This window comes from Pseudofrankia coriaricola (assembly GCF_001854805.1).
GTDB lineage: Bacteria > Actinomycetota > Actinomycetes > Frankiales > Frankiaceae > Pseudofrankia.
Map to the genome: position 1 here is coordinate 1 of NZ_MBLO01000276.1, position 23,038 is coordinate 23,038.

Sequence of the window (23,038 nt, forward strand, 5' to 3'; positions counted from 1 at the left end):
AAGACCGTTGGTAGTCAGTAAGACGATCAATGGCTGCCGCGAACCCGCAAGTCACGAGCCCGCAGTGCGTCCTAGATCAAGTAAGTTCGGCCTAGCCAATCGGTGGGGAAGGGGCAGTCGGTGGGGAAGGAGGGGGCACAGCTCTGTGTGGGAGTTGGGGGAGGTCACAGCGGGGGCCACGGGGGTTGCGCAGGGGTTACAGTCGTCCGCGACGTCCGGTACCGCACTACGAGGACTGGAACGGCCAGATGCCCCGTACCCCGCTCGCCGATCCCGACGCAAGGACTCGGCCCGCACTCGCCAGCACCCGCACGGAGCTCGCCGCGCTGCTCGCCCGCCCCGCCGGGCGCCGGGCGGTGGTGATGACCATGGGCGCGCTGCACGAGGGGCATGCCACCCTCATCCGCGCGGCCCGCCGCGAGGCCGGCCAGGTCGTCGTCACGATCTTCGTCAACCCGTTGCAGTTCGGCCCGCACGAGGACCTCGACCGCTACCCGCGCACCCTCGAGGCCGACCTCGAGGTATGCGCCCGGGAGGGCGTGGACGTCGTGTTCGCCCCGGCGGCCGTGCACGACCCGGCTCCGCTGGTGACCGTGAGTGCCGGGCCGCTCGGCGACGTGCTGGAGGGGGCGAGCCGGCCGCGGCACTTCGACGGTGTCCTCACGGTCGTCGCGACGCTGCTGCACCTGGTCCGGCCGGAGCTGGCGTTCTACGGCCGCAAGGACGCCCAGCAGCTGGTCTGCATCCGCCGGATGGTCTCGGACCTGGCCTTCGGGGTGAAGATCGTCGGCGTGCCGACGGTCCGGGAGCCGGACGGGCTCGCGCTGTCCAGCCGCAACGCCTACCTGACCGCCTCCCAGCGGTTGTCCGCGCTCGCGCTCTCGCGGGCGCTCGCGGCGGGCCTCGCCGCCAGCGGTGACGGCCCCGACGCGGTCATCGCCGCCGCTCGCGCGGTGCTCGCGGCCGAGCCGGGCATCGAGGTCGACTACCTCGTCCTCGCCGGGCCCGACGACCTCAGCCCCGCCACGACCGGGCCCGCGCTGCTGCTCGTGGCGGCCAGGGTGGGCAGCACCCGCCTGATCGACAACATCGAACTCGTCCTTCCGCCCGCCGCCGAGCCAGAGGCCTGACCATGACCAGCAACCCTTCACCCTCGGCCTCGGCGCTGCCCGCTCTGGCGGGCCAAAGGGTGCGCGAAAATGCTTTTCCTTCGCGCACCCGGCGGCCCTTGTCCCTGGAGTCACTGGCGGGCCTGCCGCCGTTGCCGGTGCTGCCCGCGCGGCTCGGCGCGCCGCGGGCCGGCTGGACCAGGCACGCCGACGTGGTGGTGATCGGCTCGGGTGTGGCGGGGCTGTCCGCCGTGCTGCGGGTACGCGCGGCGCTGCCGGCCACCCGGGTGCTGCTGGTCACCAAGGCGCTGCTCGACATGGGCTCGACCCGCTGGGCGCAGGGCGGGATCGCCGCGGCGCTGGCCGCCGAGGACTCGCCCGACGACCATCTGCGCGACACGCTGGTCGCGGGCGTCGGGCTGTGCGACCCGGCGGCGGTGCGGGTGCTGGTCGACGAGGGCCCGGCCAGGGTCCGCGAGCTCGCCGCGCTGGGCGCCCAGTTCGACCGGACCGCCAGCGGCGAGCTCTCGCTCACCCGGGAAGGCGGTCACCTGCGCGACCGGATCGTGCACGCGGGCGGTGACGCCACTGGCCTGGAGGTGGAGCGTGCGCTGATCGCGGCGCTGCGCTCCGACGAGGCCGTCGAGGTCATCGAGCACGCCCTCGTCCTCGACCTGCTCACCGACGCGGACGGCCGCGTCGCCGGCGCGACCCTGCACGTCCTGGGCGAGGGCAGCCGCGACGGGGTCGGAGCCGTCACCGCCAGGGCGGTGATCCTCGCGACCGGCGGAATGGGCCAGATCTTCGCGTCCACGACGAACCCGCCTGTCTCCACCGGAGACGGGGTCGCGCTCGCTCTGCGCGCCGGCGCGGTGGTCACGGACCTGGAGTTCGTCCAGTTCCACCCCACGGCGTTCTGGGCTCCCGGCGCCGAGCCGCTCGCCGTGGGGCAGCGGCCGCTGGTGAGCGAGGCGATGCGCGGCGAGGGCGCCGTCCTCGTGGACGCGGCCGGCGAGCGGGTGATGCCCGGCGTGCATCCGCTGGCCGACCTCGCGCCGCGGGACGTGGTCGCGAAGCAGATGTCGCGGGTGATGGCCGCCCAGGGCGTCGACCATCTCTATCTGGACGCCCGTCACCTCGGTGAGGAGACGATCCTGCGCCGGTTCCCGACCATCACCGCCCAGTGCCGCGCCCAGGGTGTGGACCCGGTCACCCAGCCGGTCCCGGTGGCACCGGCGGCCCACTACGCCAGCGGCGGGGTACGTACCGACACCTGGGGCCGCACCAGCGTTCCCGGCCTCTACGCCTGCGGCGAGGTGGCCTGCACGGGCGTGCACGGCGCGAACCGGTTGGCGTCGAACAGCCTGCTCGAGGGCCTGGTCTTCGCGGCGCGGATCGCCGAGGACCTGGCCGGCGGGCTGCCCTCGCCGGGCGAGCCCGCGCTGGCTGTGGTCGAACGCGGCTCCGCCGGGCTCACCGACCCGGCCGAGCGGGGCGACCTCGCACGGGTGATGACCGACGGCGCCGGGGTGCTGCGCGCCGCGCCGAGCCTGCTGGCCGCCGCCAAGGCGCTCGCGGCCATCGGCGACGTCCGGGTCACCGGCTCGACCGTCACCGCCGGGCCGGACGCCTGGGAGATGAGCAACCTGCGGACCGTCGGGACAGCGCTGGTCGCCGCCGCGGCGGCGCGCACGGAGACCCGCGGCTCGCACTGGCGCGAGGACTTCGCCGAGGCGGACGACGACTGGCGAGGGCATCTGCTGGTCCGGCTGGACTCGGACGGGGCGCTCGGCGTCACGTTCGAGCCCGCGGCGGCGGGCGGGGCGACCCCTGTCGAAGGAGAGAAGGCATTGTGAGCCCCAGGATCGCCGCGAAGCACGCCGTCGCTCCGGCCCACTTCCTCACCGACGCCCACGCCCCCGCCGCGGCGTGTGAGATGGGCCTCGGGTTGTCGGACGCGACCGAATCGGCCCTCGCCGCCGCCGGCCTCGAGCCGCTGGCCGTCGCCGACGTGCTGTCCCGGGCGCTCGCCGAGGACCTGCCGGCCACGAGCGGGCTGGGTGTGGATGCCACGTCGGCCGCCACCGTGCCCGCGGACCTGGTGGCCACCGGCCGGGTCGTCTCCCGGGCACGCGGCGTGGTCGCGGGCCTCCCGGTGGCCGCGGCCGTGTTCGAGGCCGTCGTCGGCCTCGCCGTCGAGGTCACGCCGACCGCGGCGGACGGCGACCGGGTCGAGCCCGGCGACGAGGTGCTGCGGGTGCGCGGTCCGGTGCGCGGCCTGCTGACGGCCGAGCGCACCGCGCTGAACCTGCTGTGCCACCTGTCCGGGGTGGCGACGGGGACGCGGGCCTGGGTCGACGCCATAGCCGGGACGGGCGCCGCCGTGCGGGACACCCGCAAGACGCTGCCGGGGCTGCGTGCGCTGGAGAAGTACGCCGTGCGTGCCGGCGGCGGCGTGAACCACCGGATGTCGCTCGTGGACGCGGCGCTGGTCAAGGACAACCATGTGGTCGCGGCCGGCGGGGTGGCGGCCGCGTTCGCCGCCGTGCGCGGGGCGTTTCCCGACCTGCCCGTCGAGGTCGAGTGCGACACCGTCGAGCAGGTCGCCCAGGCCGTCGAGGCGGGCGCCGACCTGATCCTGTGCGACAACATGAGCACCGACGAGCTTCGCGCGGCGGTGGCGCTGGCCCGGCCGGCCGGGGTCCTGCTGGAGGCCAGTGGCGGCCTCACCCTGGCCGTCGCGGCCGAGGTGGCGGCCACCGGCGTCGACTACCTCGCGGTCGGCGCCCTCACCCACTCGGTCACGGCGCTCGACCTGGGCCTCGACCTCGCTCTCGACGCATAGGGAAAACGGTCGCACTGATGCTGCTGACGATCGACATCGGCAACACCAACACCGTCCTCGGCGTGTTCGAGGGCGAGACGCTGGCCGACTCGTGGCGGGTGCGCACCCAGCCGAACGCGACGGCGGACGAGCTGACGCTGGTCTACCGCGGCCTGCTCGGCGACTACCAGATCGACGGCGTGTCGGTGTGCTCGACGGTGCCGGCGGCGCTGCGGGAGATCCGCCGGATGGCGGCGCGGATCTTCCGGCACGTACCGGTGGTGGTGGTCGAGCCCGGTACTCGCACGGGAGTGCCGATCCTCATCGACAACCCCAAGGAGGCCGGCGCCGACCGGATCATGAACACGCTGGCCGCGCACCACCTGCACGGCGGGCCGACGATCGTGGTCGACTTCGGCACGTCGACCAACATCGATGTGGTCTCCGCGCGCGGCGAGTTCCTCGGCGGCGCGCTCGCGCCCGGCATCGAGATCGCGCTGGACGCGCTCGCCTCCCGGGCAGCCCAGCTGCGCAAGGTCGAGCTGGTGCCGCCCCGGTCGGTGATCGGCAAGGGCACCGTCGAGGCCCTGCAGTCCGGCATGATCTACGGCGTCGCCGGGCAGGTGGACGGGCTGGTACGGCGGATCAGGGCCGAGCTCGGCGTCGAGGCGACCACCATCGCGACCGGCGGTCTCGCCCCGCTCGTCATCAAGGAGAGCGAGACCCTCCAGATCCACGAACCCCACCTCACGCTGATCGGCCTGCGGCTGGTGTTCACCAAGAACATCTGACGTGCCGCCGATGCGCTCCCTCCCCTCGGCCGGCCGGCTGTCGGCTAGCTGGCCGGTCCGGGGTCCGGGGTCCGGGGTCCGCGTCCGGATCCGGGGTCTGGGTCCGCCGGCCCTCCCGGACCGGCGAAGCCCGGGTTCCTCCCGGTTGGCCGCCGAAATCCATAACGGTCTTTTCTGGCAAAGCCGCCATTCCGGGGCCGATCACCCGCGCCGCCGGTTCGCGGGTAGCCGACGCGATACCGCACCAACGCGCGGCACCCGGCCCGGCATACTCGCCAGGCCGGCCACACCGAGAAATTCCCTGTTTTGGAGTCATCTTCACGACATATGCCCAGGGTCATGCCTCGGCGGAATTCGCGTGCCGGCTCGCGCTGGCACGCGCCGTCACACAGTGAGATCGGGGATCCAGCCAGGCGCGCCACGCCACGCGCCACACCCAAAAGTGCCGGGTCGGGACCACTTCGGGACCATGTGGCCCAGGCGGACCAGACCAGTCGGCGCGACGGAATTTGCCGTAACAACACCAAGAACACTACGCCGCGCCGCTAGAATTCGGTCCTAATCTCCGTTCGGCCATCATCAGACCAACGGTCACTCGATCACACTTTTCGATCGAGCAGCCGATGACCGACACACCCAGGCAATCAGATGCAGCTAGGCTCGGCGACTGACGATCATTCGCCGGGCAGACCGAAACGGCGGAAGACGCAAGGGGGGCGGGGGCCACCGTGACGGAGACGGTCGACGGCATAGACCCATTTGCGCGGGCGGAGGCCTCGGTTAGGGAGTATCCGGGCATACCGCACCTCGAGACGGCACACCGGCGCACGACGGGCCCGGACACGGCGCGCCTGCACGCGGAACACCTGAGCACGGAGCACCCTGGCCTGGGGCACCTCGGCGCAGAGCACGCGAGCACCGAGCATGTTGGCACCAGAACGGACGAGCCGAGTCAGGGCGGCCTCGGCTCATCGCCCGGCGCCAGGTCCTCTCCCGGCGCGGGCCACGTCGCCGCCGTGGAGTTGGCCGCGTCGACCGGCGTCGCGACGGATGATGCCGCCGACCGGAGTCCCGTGGAGCCCAGCACCATGGACGAGAACGCCGTAGACGATGACACCTCCAAGCCCACCGGCACCGATCCCGAGGCGACGGTGCGAGTCCCGATGCAGTGGGCGCGGGTCTCGCCGCGCACGACCGATCCACGCACCGCCGGTGCCCGCGGCGCGCGCACCGGCAGCCGGGCCAAGGGCGGCTCCCCCGCCGGCGACTCCGCCGGCGCGGCACGCCACACCGCCGACGACGACGCCTCCGGGGGCCGCGCCACCGCGGGTGACGTCGCCGACGACGACGTCACCCTGCGCATTGCCGCCAGGAACGGCATCGCGCGCGACGGTGCCACCACCGCCCGCGAGGACGGCGACGCGGAGGCGGGCCCGACGCTCGAAGGGGCCGCGGCGGAACACACCGCGCGGGACGCCCTCGAGAGCACGGTGCACGGCGCGGTCACCGGGCCGACGCTGCTCCCGCTGCCGCCCGGTGGCCTCGAAGGCCTCGGGCTCGCGACGGAGCCATCCGAACCGGTGGCCTCCATTCCCACTCCCAGGGCGGCGTCGCCGACCGGCACGCCGGCGGACGACCGGGCCGGCGAGACGGATCAGCCCGCCGGGCGTCAGGCATACCGGGCCCACATCTCGTGGGAAGGCAAATACACCCGGCTGGTGGTCTGCGCGGACCTGGCCGCGGGGGCGCTCGCGGCGGCGCTCGCCTACCTCCTGCGGTTCGGCGGCCTCGTCGACTTCGACCTGATGCCGGTGTCGCCGACGCCCTACCTGATCCTCAGCGCGGTCTTCCCTGTCGCGTGGCTCGCCGGGATGTCGCTGAACCGTGCCTACGAGGACCGCTTCCTCGGCGGCGGGACGGAGGAGTTCCGCCGGGTCGTCAACGCCGCGGTGCGGCTTACCGCGCTCGTAGCCGTCGGGTCGTACGCGACCAAGGCCGAGATCGCCCGGGCCTACCTCCTGATCGTCTTCCCCGCGGCCACGGTCCTGACGCTCGCCGGCCGCGGGGCCGCCCGCTCGCTGCTGCACCGGATGCGCCAGGCCGGCCGCTGCCAGCACAGGGTCCTCGTCGTCGGAGCCGGCGAGTCGGCGGCGTCGCTGGTGCGGCTGGCCCGCCGCGACCCGAGCGCGGGCTGGTCGGTCGTCGGCGTCTGCCTGGACCGCGCGCCCGGCCGGCACAGCCACGACCGCCTGGAAAGCGCGGGCTTCGACCTGTTCGGCGTCCCGATCGTCGGGACGTCGGACGCGCTGGAGGACGCGATCCGGCTCACCGACGCGACGACCGTCGCGATCAGCCCGCAGATCGACGGTGAACGGCTGCGCCGGGCGCTGTGGGCGTTGGAGGGCACCAAAGTCGACGTGCTGGTGTCCTCGGCGGTGACCGACGTCACAGGCCCCCGGATCCACCTGCGCCCGGTCGCGGGCCTGCCGCTCCTGCACATCGAGGAGCCCGAGCTCACCGGCACCCGCCGGCTGATGAAGGTGCTGCTCGACCGCGGGGTGGCGTTCGTCTCGCTGACGCTGCTCTCGCCGCTCCTGTTCGGGCTCTCCATGGCAGTCCGGCTGACCAGCAAGGGCCCGGCGATCTTCAAGCAGACCCGGGTCGGCCAGGGCGGCAAAGAGTTCACGATGTACAAGTTCCGCTCGATGTACGTCGACGCGGAGGCACGACTGGCCGAGGTCCTCGCTCTCAACGACCGCGAGGACGACTACATGTACAAGGCCAAGGACGACCCTCGGATCAGCCGGATCGGCAAGTTCCTGCGCAAGTGGTCGCTCGACGAGCTGCCACAGCTGCTCAACGTCCTGAACGGCACCATGTCGCTGGTCGGCCCGCGCCCGCCGCTGCCGCGGGAGGTCGCGAAGTACGCCGACGACGTGCACCGCCGGCTGATGGTCAAGCCGGGCCTCACCGGCCTGTGGCAGGTGAGCGGCCGCAGCGACCTGCCGACGGACGAGGCGGTCCAGCTCGACCTGCGCTACGTCGAGAACTGGTCGCTCGCCATGGACCTGATCATCCTCTGGCGCACCGTCTTCGCCGTCCTCAAGCGCGAAGGCGCCTACTAAGCCTCCCCACCGATCCGCGAGGGTGGTCGGGGCCCATACCAGGCCGATTGGTGGGGTCCTGGCCACTCCTCAGATGTGGTCCTGCCCACTCGGGGCGGAGATTTCCTGGTCCGGCCGGTGCCGTCAGAACTGGGCCTGGTTTCCGCCGTCTCCTCGCCCGGCGCCCGCCTGCTCGGCGGGGACGCCTGTCGCGTAAGCCCACGGGCGGGAGCCGTCGTCACGTCCCGCGCCGCCGCGGCCCGATGCTGGCCGCGCGCGGCCAGCCAGGACGATGTCCGGAAGGAGACTATTCGTCCGCCTGCGGATGAAATCCGAGAAGGATGCCTCAACGCCGGGGATCAGTCAGACGTTGGTACTTTCGACGCGCGTGTCACGTCAGCCGCCCGCGGACGGCCCGGCAGGGTACGCGTGGGCTGCTGCCCGGGGGGCTGTGTTCGGCGGAGGGGTGCGCATGGGTGCGAAGCGGGTCATCCCGCGCGCCGACCCGCGGTCGGCCGCCGCTGGCTGGCGGGCCGGCCCAGACAGCCCAGGGAGGACGCACCGGTGACCGCGACGACGACCCGCGGGCCCGCCGGGAACGCGGGCCCAGGCGACGGAAAAGGCGACGGCGAGGCGACGCTACGCGTCTCGATGCGCAACTTCCGGGCACGCCTGGCCGGCCGCCCACCTGAGCAGCGCGCCCACCCGCATGCCACCACGCGCAGCGCCGCCGAGCTCGCGGTCCTGTCGAGCACTCCGCACGAGGGGGTACGCGAGCCGTACCGGGCCCAGCTCACCTGGGAGCGCGACTACGCGCGGGCGGCGATGTTCGCCGACCTCGCCGCCTGCCTCGCCGGGACCGGTCTCGCCTACCTGATCCGCTTCGGCGGGATCATCGACTTCAGCCAGACGCCGCAGTCGTCGCGTCCCTACCTGTTCTTCACCCTCGGGCTGCCGCTCGTGTGGATCGCCGCGGTCGCCCTCAACCGGGGCTACGAGCACCGCTTCCTCGGCGGCGGGTCGGAGGAGTTCCGCCGCGTCCTGAACGCGGCCGTCCGGCTGACCGCGCTGGTGGCGGTCGCCTCGTACGCGACCAAGGCGGAGTTCGCCCGCTCGTACCTGCTGGTGGCGTTCCCGACGGCCACGGTGCTGACCCTCGTCGGTCGAGCGGTGGCCCGTGCGCGGCTGCACCGCATGCGTCGCGCCGGCGAGTGCCAGCACCGGGTGCTGGTGGTGGGCGCCGGCGAGTCGGCCGCGTCGCTGGTGCGGATCGCCCGGCGTGACCCCACCGCGGGCTGGAACGTCGTCGGCGTGTGCCTCGACCGGGCGCCCGGCCTGCACAGCTCCGAACGGCCGGACCGCGCCGGCTTCGACCTGGCCGGTGTGCCGATCGTGGGGACGTCCGACGCGCTGGAGGAGGCGATCCGGCGCACCCAGGCGTCGGCCGTCGCGATCAGCCCGCAGATCGACGGCGAGCGGCTGCGCCGGGCGCTGTGGGCGCTGGAGGGTTCCGACGTCGACGTGCTGGTGTCGTCCGCGATCACGGACGTCACCGGGCCCCGCATCCACCTGCGCCCGGTCGCCGGCCTGCCGCTCCTGCACATCGAGGAGCCCGAGCTCTCCGGCGCCCGCCGGCTGATGAAGGGCATGCTCGACCGGAGCCTCGCGCTGACAGGTGTGCTGGTCACGCTGCCGCTGTTCGTGGCGCTGGTGCTGGCGATCCGGCTGACCAGTAAGGGCCCGGCGTTCTTCAGGCAGACCCGGGTCGGCATGAGCGGCAGAGAGTTCACGATGTACAAGTTCCGCTCGATGTACGTCGACGCCGAGGCGCGCCTGGTCGGGCTGCGGACGAGCAACGAGGGCCAGGGCCTGCTGTTCAAGATGCGCGACGACCCGCGGGTGACCGGGGTCGGGAAGTTCCTGCGCAAGTGGTCGCTCGACGAGCTGCCACAGCTGTTCAACGTCCTGAACGGCACCATGTCGCTGGTCGGCCCGCGCCCGCCGCTGCCGAGCGAGGTCGCCCAGTACGAGCGGGACGTGCACCGCCGGCTGATGGTCAAGCCGGGCCTCACCGGCCTGTGGCAGATCAGCGGCCGAAGCGATCTCGACTGGGACGAGTCGGTCCGCCTCGACCTGCGCTACGTCGAGAACTGGTCGCTCGCCATGGACCTGATCATCCTCTGGCGCACCGTCTTCGCCGTCCTCAAGCGCGAAGGCGCCTACTAAAAGCCTCCCCACCGATCCGCCGGCTTGGCGCCTGTCCCGTAGGTCCTGGCTGGGAGGGACTCGGCGAGACGGATCGGCGGGGACCCCTGGCCAACCGCTCCTGGGGCCCACATCACGTCGGAGTAGACGTGGCCGCCGAGCCAGGCCAAGGGAGGCGGATCGCAGACCTCCCAGATCACGACCTCCCAGATCGGCTCCCAGACCTCCCCGATCGCTAACCTCCCAGATCGGCTCTGCCGATCCGGCAGGGACCCCGGGGACCCCTGGCCAACTACTGCTGGGACGACACCACGCTGGGGCAGGCGTGGCCGCCGAGCCAGGCCAGCCACAACGGCGCTCGGGCATCCGGACGACACCGGCGGAGAAACCGCCAAGGCGGCCCCATCCCGGCAGACAGTTCACTCGGCTTCCATGTTTCGTGCCCAAAGGGGTCGTTCCCGGTAAACGAGGTCCGGTACATTCGCCGGGTTGACGCGGCGCCTCAGGCCATCGGCGGCGGTCGGTACGACTCGGTCGGCACGGCTGGTCGTCGAGGCCGGCCGTCGCGTGCCCGGGCTACGCGGCCGGGGGGACGACCGGGACGGGGAGACAGTGGCGAACCGGACAGGTGGGGCGACAGGCGATGGCCAGACGGACGTGGTGAGCGAGACGCCGGCGCCTTCCCCACCGTCGACGCCGCGGACTCCCGCGGCGCCCGCGCGCCCCCGGCATCGGCACCGGCGTGCCAAGCCGGCTCGGCAGGGCAGGCGGCAGGGCAACCGCACCCTCAGCCTCACCCGCGTCGTCGCCGTCCCGGCGGTCGGCCTGCTGCTCCTGCTCGGCGGTGGGCCCGCGAGCCCCCACGATGACGAGGCCGCCTCAAGCTCCCCCAGAAACCAGCCTGTACGGGGCGACAACTACCCCATGCCGCCGCTCACGCCAGACGGCGACGACGGCGACGATGGCTCGGTCCTTGTCACCGCGAGCCCCAGCCCCGGCGACGAGGTCGGCACGGACGCGCTGGCCGCCGCCGCGGTCGGCGACGGCGACGGCGGGCTGGTCCGCCTCTCCGGCGCCAACAAGCGGATACCTGACAAGATCCTCGCCGCCTACCAGCGGGCCGTCGCGACGATGGGCGGCGAGCTGCCCGGCTGCCACCTGCGCTGGGAGTTGCTCGCCGGCATCGGCAGGGTCGAGTCGAACAACGCGAATGGACGCTCCATCACCGCCGACGGCGCCGTCACGCCGACGATCCTCGGCGTAGCGCTGGACGGCAAGGGTGGCCACGCGCTGATCCGCGACACCGACGGCGGCTCGTTCGACCACGACAAGGTCTACGACCGCGCGGTCGGCCCGATGCAGTTCATCCCGAGTACGTGGAAGACCAGCGGCCGCGACGGCAACTCCGACGGCCGCAGGGACCCGAGCAACATCAGTGACGCGGCACTCGCCGCCGGCGGCTACCTGTGCGCCCGTGGCCGGGACCTCACCGATCCGGCGCAGCTGCGGGCGGCCATCTTCTCCTACAACCCGTCCGACGCCTACGTGCGCGCCGTGCTCGCCTGGATGGACGGCTACATCAACTCCAGCCCCACCACGGTGCCCATCCCCGTGGTCCCCCTCACGCCCAGCCCCGGCTCGAGCAGCTCCCCTGTCCCGGCCGTCACGCTGGCGGCGGGGCTCCCCTCCCCGTCGGCAAGCGTGAGTGCGAGCGCGAGCCCCACCAGCGCGGCCTGCGCCACGATCACCGTCACCACCAGCAGCCTGGCGGCCACCGTCAACCAGTCCGCCAGCGGCACCGCGCTGGACGTCACCGGCACCTACACCGCCGCGGCCGCGGGCGCCACCGGCAACGTCTCGATCCACGCGGAGGCCCGCGCGTCCAGCGGCGGCGCCCCGCTCGCGCAGGCGGACACCAGCGTGCCGGCCCAGCCGGCCGCGGGCGCCACGCCGCTCGCGCGCCTGAGCCTCCCTGCGGCCACCGGCGGCTCGGTCACGGTCACCCTCACCACGACCCCGGCCGGCTGCGCGGCGCGGACGCTGACCACCGTGGTCGTCACCGGCATCCCCACCGCGACGCCAACCCCGACGCCGTCGTCGACCCCCAGCTCGTCGCCCAGTTCGTCGCCGACCTCCAGCCCGGCGCCGTCACCCACGCCGGCCGCGACCACCTCGAGCCCGGCCGCGGCCGCGGCCACTACGGCGCCGCCAAGCGCCACCCCAAGCCCGGCCACCTCGACGCCGAACGCCACGCCCACGTCGACGTCCCGCGCGTAAGGCTTGCCCGACCACTTCCTGGCCGTCGAGCCAGCGCCGAGCCATCATGGCGGAGAGCCGCGATGCTGAAAGTCGCACGGGTCCTCAAGGATTGGAAGGACGGTATGAAAGGCATCATCCTGGCCGGCGGCACCGGCTCCCGCCTCTACCCGATCACCCAGGCCGTCTCGAAACAGCTGATGCCGGTCTACGACAAGCCGATGATCTACTATCCCCTCTCGACCCTCATGGCCGCGGGTATTCGCGAGATTCTGATCATCACCACACCCGCGGACCAGGACCAGTTTCGCCGCCTGCTCGGTGACGGAGACCGGCTTGGCTGCCGTTTCGAGTATGCGGTGCAGGACCAGCCGCGCGGGCTGGCCGATGCCTTCATCGTCGGCGCGGACTTCGTCGGCACCGACAAGGTGTGCCTGATCCTCGGCGACAACATCTTCTATGGCGCGGGGCTCGGGACGCAGCTCAAGCAGTACACCAACCCGAACGGCGGCGTCGTCTTCGCCTACCATGTTTCGGACCCGGAGCGCTACGGCGTCGTCGAGTTCGACGACGGCCGCCACGCCGTCTCCATCGAGGAGAAGCCCGAGAAGCCCAAGTCGAGCTATGCCGTTACCGGTATCTACTTCTACGACAACGACGTCCTCGAGGTCGCCAGGCAGACCAAGCCCAGCGCCCGTGGCGAACTTGAGATCACCGCGGTCAACCAGGCGTACCTTGACCGCGGCCAGCTCGGCGTACACGTGCTGGACAGAGGCACCGCCTGGCTCGACACCGGGACCTTCAACTCCCTGATGCAGGCAAGCCAGTTCGTCCAGGTCATCGAGGAACGACAAGGCCTGAAGATCGGCTGTGTCGAGGAAGTCGCCTGGCGCGAGGGGTTCATCTCGGATAATGATCTTGACTCGCTGATCCAGCCGCTCGCCAAGAGTGGGTACGGCGGCTACCTCCAGCAGCTCCTGACCGCCTGAGGGCATCGTCGACAAGCGGACGTAGGGCGGTCGAGAGTCGGCCCATCGACACGTACAGCAGGGTGTCCCGACCGCAACACGACGGTCGAGGACCACCGATGCGGTTACGCTGCGATACCATGCGGCTCCGCTTGCCCGCGCCGACGCGGGCTCACCGTCCCGTCAACCTAGGCGCTGTCGGCCTGTTGGCGACGCTCGTCGTCCTGCTGTCCGGCTGCCAGCCGCGTCCTCCTGCCGGGCAGGGCGAGGGCCCCGATTCCCAGGTACGGACAGGCACGAACTCGAGCGGATCCGGGAAACCTCTCACAATCGTCGCGCTCGGCGATTCCTACTCCTCCGGTGAGGGCAACGCTCCCTTCGACCTGGATGCCCCGGGCTGTGGTCGCAGCGGCGCCTCCTGGCCCAGGCTGCTCGCCCAGGAGATCGCCGGCTCCACCGCCCGATTGCTCGCCTGCTCGGGCGCGAAGACCAGCGCGTTCACCGCGTCGTTCCACGGTCAGCCACCGCAGGTCGAGGCGCTACGGGCGCTGGTGGCCAGCGGGGTGAAGCCGGACATCGTGACGATCACGATCGGCGGCAACGACGCCGGTTTCGGGCCCACGATCGTCAGCTGTGTCGTCTGGCGCTGCTTCTGGACCGGCCACGACGACCACAGCCGCGAGTACGTCACCGACCAGCTGCCCCCGCTGCTGCAGGCGGCCTACTCCCAGGTGAAGGAAGCGGCGGGCGGTGCCCGGGTCATCGTCATCGGCTATCCGGACCTGTTCCCCAGCAGCACCGCCAACACCTGCAGGTGGCTGGACAACAACGAGCGCGTCCAACTCGCCGGCCTGAACAGGGATCTCAACCGCGTGATCCGCCGCGCGGCCAGCAAGACCGGCGTCGAGTTCCTCTCCATCGACCGGGTGCTCGATGCCCACAAGCTGTGCACCAAGGACCCCTGGGTGTACCCGATCGCCGTGACCGGCGCCGGCCTGCAGGCGAGCGCCCATCCCAACACCATGGGCCAGCGCGCGATCGCGGACGCCGTCCACGCGTACCTCTCCAGAGGCAAGTAGTCCGGCTGCGGAACGCTCGCGACTGGGCGCGGGAGCGCCGTCGACGTGGTGATCCGAGACATGGAAGTCGGTGAAGTCCGCGTACTGGTCGGTAGGGCTCGCCCAGCTGCCGCCGTCACTGCCGAAGACGCACGTGTCATAGATTTTTTACCACTTGGGCCCGTATACGAATTACTGCGGTCGGCAATCCGTATACGGGTTGAGCGGACCGGGTAGCGGTCAGGCGTCGGGAGTGTCGTCCGGCTTCGGGCCCGCGGGCTCGACGGGCGTCGCCGCCGCTGCCGCCGCGTCGGCGGTCGGAATGGCGTCCTCGGCCCCGGAGCCCTTGGCGCCGCGCATCGACGGGAACAGGACGACGTCGCGCAGTGTCGGGGCGTCGGTCACCAGTGCGACGAACCGATCGATGCCGAGACCGAGACCGGACATCGGCGGCATGCCGTACTCCATCGCCTCGATAAAATCCTCCTCCAGCATCATCGTCTCGTCGTCCCCTGCCGCCCGCAGTTCGGCCTGCTCCTCCAGCCGAGCCCGCTGGTCGACCGGGTCGACCAGCTCGGAGTACGCCTTGACGATCTCCCAGCCGTTGACGACGACCTGGAACATGTCCAGCCTGGTCGGGTCGTCGTCGCTGCGCCGCGCCAGCGGCACGAGCTCGACCGGGTGCCCCACGAGGAAGCACGGCGCCACAAGCCGGGGGCGGACCGTCTTCTTGTAGAGGAGGTCGACGAGCGCCGCGTAGGAGGCGGCCTTCGTGACGTCGAGGCCGAGCACGGCGCACTTTTCCTTGAGCGTGTCGAAATCGCGGATCACCCGCAGGTCGACGCCGGTGTGCCGCTCGACCGCCTCGCGGTAGTCGATCACCGGCCAGTCGGCGCCGAAGTCGAGCTTGACGCCCTCGTACGTGACGCACCGCGTGCCGAGCACGTCGTCGAGAACGGCTAGGAGCAGCTCGCGCACGAAGCTCATGTTGTCGCGGTAGTCCCAGTACGCCGCGTACCACTCAAGCATCGTGAACTCCTGCAGGTGCGAGGGGTCGATTCCCTCATTGCGGAAGTTCCGGCCGATCTCATAGACACGGTCGAACGAGCCCGCGACCACCCTCTTGAGGTAGGTCTCCGGCGAGATGCGCAGGTAGAAGTCCTCGCCCAAAGCGTTGTGCCTGGTGATGAACGGACGCGCGGCGGCGCCGGAGGCGGCGTCGGTCAGGATCGGGGTCTCGACCTCGAGGAAGTCCGCCTCGTCCAGGAAACGGCGGATCCTGCTGATCACCCGCGAGCGGGTCTGGAACCGCTCCCGCGACTCGGGGTTCGCCAGCAGGTCCAGATAGCGGCGCCGGTATCGAGTCTCGATGTCGGCGACACCGTGCCACTTGTCCGGGAGTGCCCGGATTCCCTTGTTGAGCACGGTGAAGCCGCTCGCGGCGACGGTCCGCTCGCCCCTGCGGGTGGTGTAGACCGTGCCGGTGACGCCGACGAAGTCACCGACCCTCGCGGAGCTGTGCCACGCCTTGAACGTCTCGTCACCGAGATCGTTCCGCGCCAGCGAGATCTGCACCCGGCCGCTGCGGTCCTGAAGATGCCCGAAGACCAGGCCGCCCATCCGGCGCCACAGCACCAGCCGCCCGGCGATCCGCGCCGGGGTGCCATCGGGTGCCGTCTGGACGTCCCGGGCGACCGTGTCCGTGGGGTACCCGGACCGCGGCAGCCGAGCGCCGGACCCCTCGGGCGTGACCGTCATGCGAACCGCACCTTCTTCGCTGCTACGTCATGGACGCCGATGTCCTGAGACGTCGTCGTCCTGACCGGCCATGCCTGACCCACCAGACGCCACAACGCCACGTGACGGCCTCGGGCGCGCTGGCGCGAGAGGCCACGACCAGCGTACCGAGCGGCGCACGCAGCCCGGTACGCCCCGGAGCCGCGACCGCTCGCGATCCACGCAGGGGCTCGGTCCCGCCCGGGCCTGGGATCACGCCCGTCATGCCGGTGTGGCCCTCGGGGAACTCCACGAACGGAGCCGAGTTGAATTGTTGGGAATGTGTCGGACCGGCATTTAACCATCCGGGTCAACTACGCGTTCGGCCGCCCGAGTGCGCGGTAGTCCCAGCCGGCCGCGCGCCAACGGGCGACGTCGAGCGTGTTGCGGCCGTCGATGACCACCCGAGAACGCACGTGCGACGCGAGCGCCACCGGGTCGATCTCCCGGAAATCGGCCCATTCGGTGAGGTGAAGCACGATATCGGCGTCGGCCGCCGCGCTGACGGCGTTGTCGGCGTAGGAAAGTTCGGGGTGCCGGCGCCGAGCGTTCGGGATCGCCGCAGGATCCGTGACGGTCACCAGGGCGCCCCCCCGGTGCAGAATCGCGGCGACGTCGAGGGCCGGCGAGTCACGGATGTCATCGCTGTTCGGCTTGAACGCCGCGCCGAGCACAGCTACTCGGCGCCCGGCGACGCTGCCACCGAGCAGCTCGGTGGCGAGGTCCGCCATCCGTGTCCGGCAGCGCAGGTTGATCGCGTCCACCTCCGCGAGAAACCCGACGGCGTCCGCGGCGCCCAGCTCCTCGGCTCGTGCCTGGAAGGCACGGATGTCCTTGGGCAGACACCCGCCCCCGAAGCCGACGCCGGCGGCCAGGAAACGGCTTCCGATGCGAGCGTCGTATCCGATCGCCGACGCCAGGGTCTTGACGTCACCGCCAGTCACGTCGCAGATCTCCGCCATCGCGTTGATGAAAGAGATCTTGGTGGCCAGGAAGGCGTTCGCCGCCACCTTGACCAGCTCGGCCGTCGCGAAGTCGGCCACCACCACCGGTGTGCCCGCCTCGATGGCGCGGGTGTAGACGGCACGCAGCATCGCCTCGGCCCGGCCGCCGTCATCGCTGGGCAGTCCCAGGACCAGGCGGTCGGGGCGAAGGGTGTCCTCCACCGCGAAGCCCTCGCGGAGGAACTCGGGGTTCCAGGCAAGCCCGACTCCCGGTGCCTCGGCCGCCAGGCGGTCGGCCAGCGCGGCGGCCGTGCCGGCGGGGACCGTGGACTTGCCAACCACAAGGGAGCCTGGACGTGGGCCGGCAGCCAGCAGCTGGCCGACGGCCGAGTCGAGATAGCTCAGGTCGGCGGCCCGCGAGCCGGGCCGCTGCGGAGTACCGACGCACAGGAAATGCATATCCGCGTCAGCGGCCTCGGCGAACGATGTGGTGAAGGTCAGCCTGCCCGCGTCGAGGTTCTTGCGCAGTAGTTCCTCGAGGTCCGGCTCGAAGAAGGGCACGGTCCCGGCCGCCAGGCTCGCCGCCTTGTGCGGGTCGACGTCGACGCCGACGACCGAGAATCCCAGCTCGCTCATGCACACCGCGTGGGTGGCCCCGAGATAGCCGGTGCCGATCACACTGATCCGCGTGACCGCGGGCACATTCCATCCTGTCATTTTTCATTCCCCCGTTGTTTCCCGAGCCGAGCCAACCGCCGATCCGCCCATGAGGCGATCTCGCAGGTGGCCCCACCTCGACATCGGCTCCCGCCACTCCGCCGAACGGTAAGGGCAAGCCCGCTTCCGCCAAGACTCAGTAGACATCAATGTGTGCCGTACACATGGGCGGGTCTTCATGACCGTGAGGTGGCGCACATTCGTCGCGAACTCGTTGCGGGCACGGCTCGACAGGCCGCGGCGCCTGCGCCGTGCGTCCGACCGCCGACCTCCTGGCGAATCGCTTGGTGATCGGTCCGAACGACTGTCACCAGACGCCCGTATGAGTTGCCTGTCGGCTCGGTCGCGACGTGGGCGTCGTTCAACCCTGGCCGCAGAGGTTCACCGCGGCGCCGGTGTCCTTCCAGACGTTGCCCCGGCTGACGAACGTCCGCTGACCACCGCCGGAGTTTCGACGATCGTTGTTACACAGGCCGAAGTGATCGGCCCTGCCAAACTGGTTGTCGACCACCTGAAGGTTCTCCGCGTCCACCCGGAGCGAGAAGCCACCACCGTTGATCCAGTTGTGGTCGATGGTGACGTTCCTGTTACCGGCGCCCGCCCACTCGAGGTAGATGCCGGCGTTGTGGTTCATCGCGAAGGGCACCAGGTCCAGGTTCGAACAGGTCACCCGCAGCCCGTCGATCCCGCGGACCTGAATCCCGTCGTAGTGCGCGTCCGGCGGCGGGTTCGGCCCATGCAGATAGTTGTTCGCCAGCGTCACGTCGGACACCGGGTCGTACGCCGACGAGATCTGGATCGCGTCCGAGCCGCCGGAGATGTCGGTGTACCGCACCACATGATGTGAGCCGTTGGCGATCGCGATACCCGTCGTCCGGACATGATCGATCGTGACGTCGCTGCCCCGGACGACGATGCCGCCCGGCGCGACGGAATTCCGGATCGTCACCCTGTTGGCGTAGATCGTCAGCGTCCCGGAGAAGGTAAGACCGTCCAGTACCGCTCCGTCGGTCTTCAGCGACCCACCCTGGTGCGGCGTCAGCCGCACCGACGGGGCCGGGCCGGTGTTCGCCGGCCCGGGCACCGCCGGGCAGAAGGCACCCGACGCGGTGGGCCGGCCAGCATGCTCCGGCGGGGCCGCGGTGGGTGAATCCCGGGTGGGCCGCCAGGTCAGGATGGCGGCGAGGATCCCGAGGGCGGCGATGGCGGCGATGGCGGCGACGACCGCCAGCCCGATCCGACCGGGACGTTTCAGCGCTGTCACCTGATCAGGACGGAGTCGGTGACCATGACCTGATCACCTTCGCTGGCGATCCAGCGGCCACACTGTAGTCCGGGATCTCGTCCTTGACGACGCTGTTGGCGGCGATGACGGCCCCCCGACCGATCTGCGCGCCAGGTAGTACGACGACATTCTGACCGAGCCATGCGCCGTCGCCGATCGAGACCGGCTGGAGGTTCCGATGCCCCTGGTCCATGATCGGAATACCGGCTCGCTGGAACTCGTGATCGTGGTCACAGATATAGACGCCCCTGGCGAACAGCACCCGCTCGCCGATCGTGACGCCGATGACCGCCGACACCGTGGCCCAACCTACGAACGAGCAGCCGTCACCGATCCGGACAATGACGTCTTCCTCGGAAGCTGACAGATCATTGGGTACCTGCAGCCAGGAGCCCGGCCCGATGAAGACACCGCTGCCAATCTCGATCCGACGGGCTCCGTGCAGGCGCAGCGGCGGCTCGATCATCGTGTGTCCGCCGAGCGCGGCGAACGTTCGAGCGATCGCCAGGGTGAAGCTCTTGCCCCTGATCCGCCGCCACAAGTCGAGTAGACGCTCCGGCGCCGCCGGGCGGATCCGGGTCCGCGTGTCGCGGCTCGACGAGCCGGTGAGACTCGGCATCTGGCTCTCCCTCCCGGGGCGGGTCTGGTCGACCCGCCCCGCCCCCTACGAGGTTTCCACGCAACGCTGCCCCGGACGCGGGGCCGGGACTCAGCCCTGGCCGCAGAGGTTCACCGCGGCTCCGGTGTCGTTCCAGACGTTGCCCCGGCTGACGAACGTCCGCTGACCACCGCCAGTGTTGCGGCGATCATTGTTGCACAGGCCCCAGTGAGAGGCCCGACCGAACCGGTTGTCGACGATCTTGAGGTTCTCGGCGTCCACCCGGACGGCGTATCCGCCACCGTTGATCCAGTTGTGGTCGATGGTGACGTTCCGGATGCCACCCCCGGCCCACTCGAGGTAGATGCCGGCGTTGTGGTTCATCGCGAAGGGCACCAGGTCCAGGTTCGAACAGGTCACCCGCAGCCCGTCGATCCCGCGGATCTGAATCCCGTCGTAGTGCGCGTCCGGCGGCGGGTTCGGCCCGTGCAGATAGCTGTTTGTCAATGTCACGTCGGACACCGGGTCGTACACCGACGAGATCTGGACCGCGTCCGAGCCGCCCGAAATGTCAGTGTACCGCACGACGTGATGCGAACCCGAAATGATCGCGATGCCCACCGTCTTCACATGATCGATCGTGGCGCCGCCCGCTGACCGGATGATGATGCTTCCGCGGACGACCGAGTTTTTGATCGTCACGTTGCTGCCATAGATCGTGATCGTCCCGGAGATATCACGACCGTCCAGCACGACGCCGTTTTCCTTGATCTGTGCGCCCGAATACGGCGTCAGCCTCGCCGAGGAGGACGGGCCGGTGTTGCCCGAACCGGGCATGACCGGACAGGTGCTGGAGAACGGGTCGGACGACGGCACGCCAGGGGCCGCGGACGACGTGGGCCCGGCGCCGCTGGTCGGCGCCGTCGTCGACGTCGGCTGGGCAGTGGTCGTGGGCGCCACCGTCGACGTCGGTGTCGACGTCGGTGTCGGCGTGGGACCCGCGGTCGGCATCGCCTCGCCGGTCGGCGTGGCGGCCGGCTGTGCCGGGACGCTCACCGACGAGAAGAGCGGGTCGACGAACAGGAAGTCGGACGTCGACGACGTCGGGAACTTCGCCTCCCGTGCGAAGAGGTAGGTGCCGTGGGTCTGCTTGACCGGACCCACCGTGCGCGGGCCATTGGTGTTGAAGTACTTCTGGGTTACCGGCCAGTGCCCCTTGGGGAAGAAGGCAGCCACGACGTACTTCTGACCGGCGGTTATCTTCACCGGCGCGGAGAATCCTGCCTGTATCCAGCCCTGCTGGCTGCCACCGTCCACCGTGACGCTGGCGAGCGCCCGGCCGTCGGAGCTGTAGAGCGAGCCGACGAACGGGCCGGCCGTGGTCGCCGCCTTCCAGAACCGTATTCCGGTGACCTGGGCGTCGGAAATCGCGTCGAAAGATGTACCTACGTTGAGTGAATACTTGACTCCGTATGACTCGATCGCGGGTAGCGGATCGTCACTCGCTACCGTCTCGATGGTCGTGACGTTGTCCTTCATCGATCGCAGGACGACCGCGGAGCACACGGCTCCCAGGAGCGCCGCCAGCAGGATGATGCCGATCGGCAGGCGGAGTCGCGCGGCCGGCTTCCGAGCCGGCCTGGTCGACGCTGTGCGATTTTGAAGGGATCTGTTGTGGCGGCCCATGAGATCTCCTCACCATCGGACCGGTCGCCTCGGAGGCGAGCAGGCCGAACGGTGTGCTTGTCGGAAACTGCTGGCCGTGATCCGTCCGAATGCGTCCCGGCTGGCGCCGATCAACGGCGTCGCTGACGGCGATGCGTCAAGCCGGCGGCGCGCGACAGCGACATCGTTCGTTCGCCTGCCATCAATGGTCCCGTCACCGCCTGTTCCAGCGACCTGCGGGCAGGTCCAGGCATAGGTACGCGGCACCAGGCCGAGCGAACGCGCTTCCCTCGGGAAACACAACAAATGGCTGTCGAGCTGACACGACTCGCTCACAGGCCGAGCTGGCCCCCATCCCCAGGCCGTCGGCCGTCGCGAACGGAATCGAAGTCACGGACGGTCATGGTGCTGGTCACGTGGCCAACGAGCACCCTACGCAGACCCGGTCAGCCGAATGGCCTTAAATGCCGGCCGGCCTCCGGAGCTGGCGTGACCCCGATGTTGGGTCTCCTTTCACTCGGGCAGACCCCTCCATGAACGTCAGAGTACTCACAGCCACGATCACCCCACTCACGCCCCCCGGCCGCGCACTCGACCTGTGTCGACGTTGTCCTTTCGTTTTTTCTCTGGAGAGAATATTGAGTCAGGGACGTTCGGGAGCGAGCCCGGCGGCATCGACGGCCGGGTAGCCCGAACGCCATTCACCACGCCTGCGCCACAGCGCGGGCCAGTCACTGCGGCGTGGTCGGCCGGGCCGAACCGCCTTGCTCAGGACATCCAGAACGGCCCGCAGCGCCACGCCAAGATCGATCATCGACAGACAGAGCCGGCGACGCCATCCCGTCCAGTGGGTGGTGGCCAGCGTGACCTTGCCGGTAAGCACAAGGACGAACTTGTTGGCCCAGTTGGAAGACGCGGCGCCGACGTGGTGCACGACCGTGGCGTCCGGCGTGATGACCGGGTCCCAGCCCTGCCCGCGGGCCCGCATGCACAGGTCGACGTCCTCGCCGTACATGAAGTAACGCGCGTCGAATCCGCCGAGCTGCTCGAAGGTCTCCCGCCGCAGCATCAGCAGGCAGCCGGTCACTACTCCCACCGTCCGCACGGTGTCCCTCCGCCAGGTGCCCAGCGACTCGGGATCGAAAAGCCGGGAGCGCCGGAACGCCGTCGTCAGGCCCAGCCCAAAGCAGACATGGCTCCAGAGGGTCGGCTGGCCCCAGCACGAACTCGGCTCCAGCGTCCCGTCGGCGCGCTCCGTCCGCCCGCCGTACACGCCGTACGCCGGATTGGCCCGGGCGAACGCGAGCAGGTTGTGCACGGCCCCGTCAAACACCACGGTGTCCGGGTTGAGCAACAGCAGGTATTCGCCGGTGGCGCGCGCGGCCGCGGCGTTCACAGCCCGGGCGAACCCCTGGTTCACGCCCGCCTCGACGACCTGGACGTCGGGGAAGCCACCCTTGACCGACGCCACGGAGTCGTCCGTCGAGGCGTTGTCGACCACGATCACCTCGGTCGCCACGCCCGCGGCCGACGTCGCCAACGACTCCAGGCACCGGACAAGGAGCGCGCCCGTGTTGTAGGAGACGATCAGTACGGAGACGTCGGCTCCCATGGTTGCCTTGCCCTTCGCGGTTCGAGCGGCCACCGGTCGGCGCCGCGATCACTAATCCAATGTCCGAGGCGCCTGGCATCGGGAACTCGCCGGGCAGGAGGTCGGGCCGCCGTGGGCATGACCGTC

15 protein-coding genes are annotated in these 23,038 nt (G+C 70.7%); 9 read left to right on the forward strand and 6 right to left on the reverse strand.

Going from position 1 to position 23,038, the window contains the following annotated elements:
- Positions 1–248 precede the first annotated feature (248 nt).
- From panC to BCD48_RS43700, 9 genes are all read left to right on the forward strand, one after another.
- Entirely contained in the window at positions 249–1,130 is an 882-nt protein-coding gene (gene panC / locus BCD48_RS43660; protein ID WP_071054558.1) for a pantoate--beta-alanine ligase, read from the forward strand.
- A gap of 131 nt (positions 1,131–1,261) precedes the next feature.
- On the forward strand, positions 1,262–2,965 hold the full coding sequence (locus tag BCD48_RS43665) for an L-aspartate oxidase (RefSeq protein ID WP_071054651.1): 1,704 nt from the start codon (positions 1,262–1,264) through the stop codon (positions 2,963–2,965).
- 80 nt (positions 2,966–3,045) lie between these two features.
- Positions 3,046–3,954: a carboxylating nicotinate-nucleotide diphosphorylase gene (gene nadC / locus BCD48_RS43670; protein WP_071054653.1), complete on the forward strand. Its 909-nt coding sequence runs from the start codon at positions 3,046–3,048 to the stop codon at positions 3,952–3,954.
- Positions 3,955–3,971: 17 nt separating this feature from the next.
- A complete protein-coding gene (locus BCD48_RS43675) occupies positions 3,972–4,724 on the forward strand; it encodes a type III pantothenate kinase (RefSeq protein WP_071054560.1) in 753 nt (250 codons plus the stop codon).
- A 1,580-nt stretch (positions 4,725–6,304) separates the two neighbouring features.
- Entirely contained in the window at positions 6,305–7,849 is a 1,545-nt protein-coding gene (locus tag BCD48_RS43680; protein WP_397428859.1) for a sugar transferase, read from the forward strand.
- Between the two features lie 543 nt (positions 7,850–8,392).
- Entirely contained in the window at positions 8,393–10,054 is a 1,662-nt protein-coding gene (locus BCD48_RS43685) for a sugar transferase (RefSeq protein ID WP_198543645.1), read from the forward strand.
- Positions 10,055–10,693: 639 nt separating this feature from the next.
- Positions 10,694–12,310 (forward strand): lytic transglycosylase domain-containing protein, encoded by a 1,617-nt coding sequence (locus tag BCD48_RS52820; protein WP_241842452.1) that lies wholly within the window; start codon positions 10,694–10,696, stop codon positions 12,308–12,310.
- Positions 12,311–12,414: 104 nt separating this feature from the next.
- Positions 12,415–13,278 (forward strand): glucose-1-phosphate thymidylyltransferase RfbA, encoded by an 864-nt coding sequence (gene rfbA, locus BCD48_RS43695; RefSeq protein ID WP_071054565.1) that lies wholly within the window; start codon positions 12,415–12,417, stop codon positions 13,276–13,278.
- Positions 13,279–13,397: 119 nt separating this feature from the next.
- Positions 13,398–14,336, forward strand: a complete 939-nt coding sequence (locus tag BCD48_RS43700) for an SGNH/GDSL hydrolase family protein (RefSeq protein ID WP_071054567.1) — start codon at positions 13,398–13,400, stop codon at positions 14,334–14,336.
- 219 nt (positions 14,337–14,555) lie between these two features.
- Here BCD48_RS43700 and lysS read toward each other — a convergent pair whose 3' ends face one another.
- The 6 genes from lysS to BCD48_RS43730 all read right to left on the reverse strand — a co-directional run bounded on the left by lysS (position 14,556) and on the right by BCD48_RS43730 (position 22,945).
- Positions 14,556–16,073 (reverse strand): lysine--tRNA ligase, encoded by a 1,518-nt coding sequence (gene lysS / locus BCD48_RS43705; protein ID WP_071054569.1) that lies wholly within the window; start codon positions 16,071–16,073, stop codon positions 14,556–14,558.
- Positions 16,074–16,405: 332 nt separating this feature from the next.
- Complete coding sequence (locus BCD48_RS43710; protein WP_071054571.1) at positions 16,406–17,752, reverse strand: UDP-glucose dehydrogenase family protein; 1,347 nt, start codon at positions 17,750–17,752, stop codon at positions 16,406–16,408.
- Between the two features lie 361 nt (positions 17,753–18,113).
- Positions 18,114–19,016: a right-handed parallel beta-helix repeat-containing protein gene (locus tag BCD48_RS43715; protein ID WP_071054573.1), complete on the reverse strand. Its 903-nt coding sequence runs from the start codon at positions 19,014–19,016 to the stop codon at positions 18,114–18,116.
- 4 nt (positions 19,017–19,020) lie between these two features.
- Positions 19,021–19,656, reverse strand: a complete 636-nt coding sequence (locus BCD48_RS43720) for an acyltransferase (RefSeq protein WP_071054575.1) — start codon at positions 19,654–19,656, stop codon at positions 19,021–19,023.
- Positions 19,657–19,746: 90 nt separating this feature from the next.
- Positions 19,747–21,321 (reverse strand): DUF4082 domain-containing protein, encoded by a 1,575-nt coding sequence (locus tag BCD48_RS43725; RefSeq protein ID WP_071054577.1) that lies wholly within the window; start codon positions 21,319–21,321, stop codon positions 19,747–19,749.
- 622 nt (positions 21,322–21,943) lie between these two features.
- Positions 21,944–22,945 carry a glycosyltransferase family 2 protein gene (locus BCD48_RS43730; protein ID WP_241842453.1) on the reverse strand — a complete coding sequence of 334 codons (1,002 nt, stop codon included), beginning with the start codon at positions 22,943–22,945 and terminating at the stop codon, positions 21,944–21,946.
- Between the last annotated feature and the right edge of the window lie 93 nt (positions 22,946–23,038).

What these genes read in the sequence shown, in the direction of transcription:
- BCD48_RS43725 (WP_071054577.1), bottom strand. Translation starts at nt 21,321, where the DNA reads ATGGGCCGCCACAACAGATCCCTTCAAAATCGCACAGCGTCGACCAGG.
- rfbA (WP_071054565.1), top strand. Translation starts at nt 12,415, where the DNA reads ATGAAAGGCATCATCCTGGCCGGCGGCACCGGCTCCCGCCTCTACCCG.
- BCD48_RS43720 (WP_071054575.1), bottom strand. Translation starts at nt 19,656, where the DNA reads ATGCCGAGTCTCACCGGCTCGTCGAGCCGCGACACGCGGACCCGGATC.
- BCD48_RS43710 (WP_071054571.1), bottom strand. Translation starts at nt 17,752, where the DNA reads ATGACAGGATGGAATGTGCCCGCGGTCACGCGGATCAGTGTGATCGGC.
- lysS (WP_071054569.1), bottom strand. Translation starts at nt 16,073, where the DNA reads ATGACGGTCACGCCCGAGGGGTCCGGCGCTCGGCTGCCGCGGTCCGGG.
- nadC (WP_071054653.1), top strand. Translation starts at nt 3,046, where the DNA reads ATGGGCCTCGGGTTGTCGGACGCGACCGAATCGGCCCTCGCCGCCGCC.
- panC (WP_071054558.1), top strand. Translation starts at nt 249, where the DNA reads ATGCCCCGTACCCCGCTCGCCGATCCCGACGCAAGGACTCGGCCCGCA.
- BCD48_RS43700 (WP_071054567.1), top strand. Translation starts at nt 13,398, where the DNA reads ATGCGGCTCCGCTTGCCCGCGCCGACGCGGGCTCACCGTCCCGTCAAC.
- BCD48_RS43675 (WP_071054560.1), top strand. Translation starts at nt 3,972, where the DNA reads ATGCTGCTGACGATCGACATCGGCAACACCAACACCGTCCTCGGCGTG.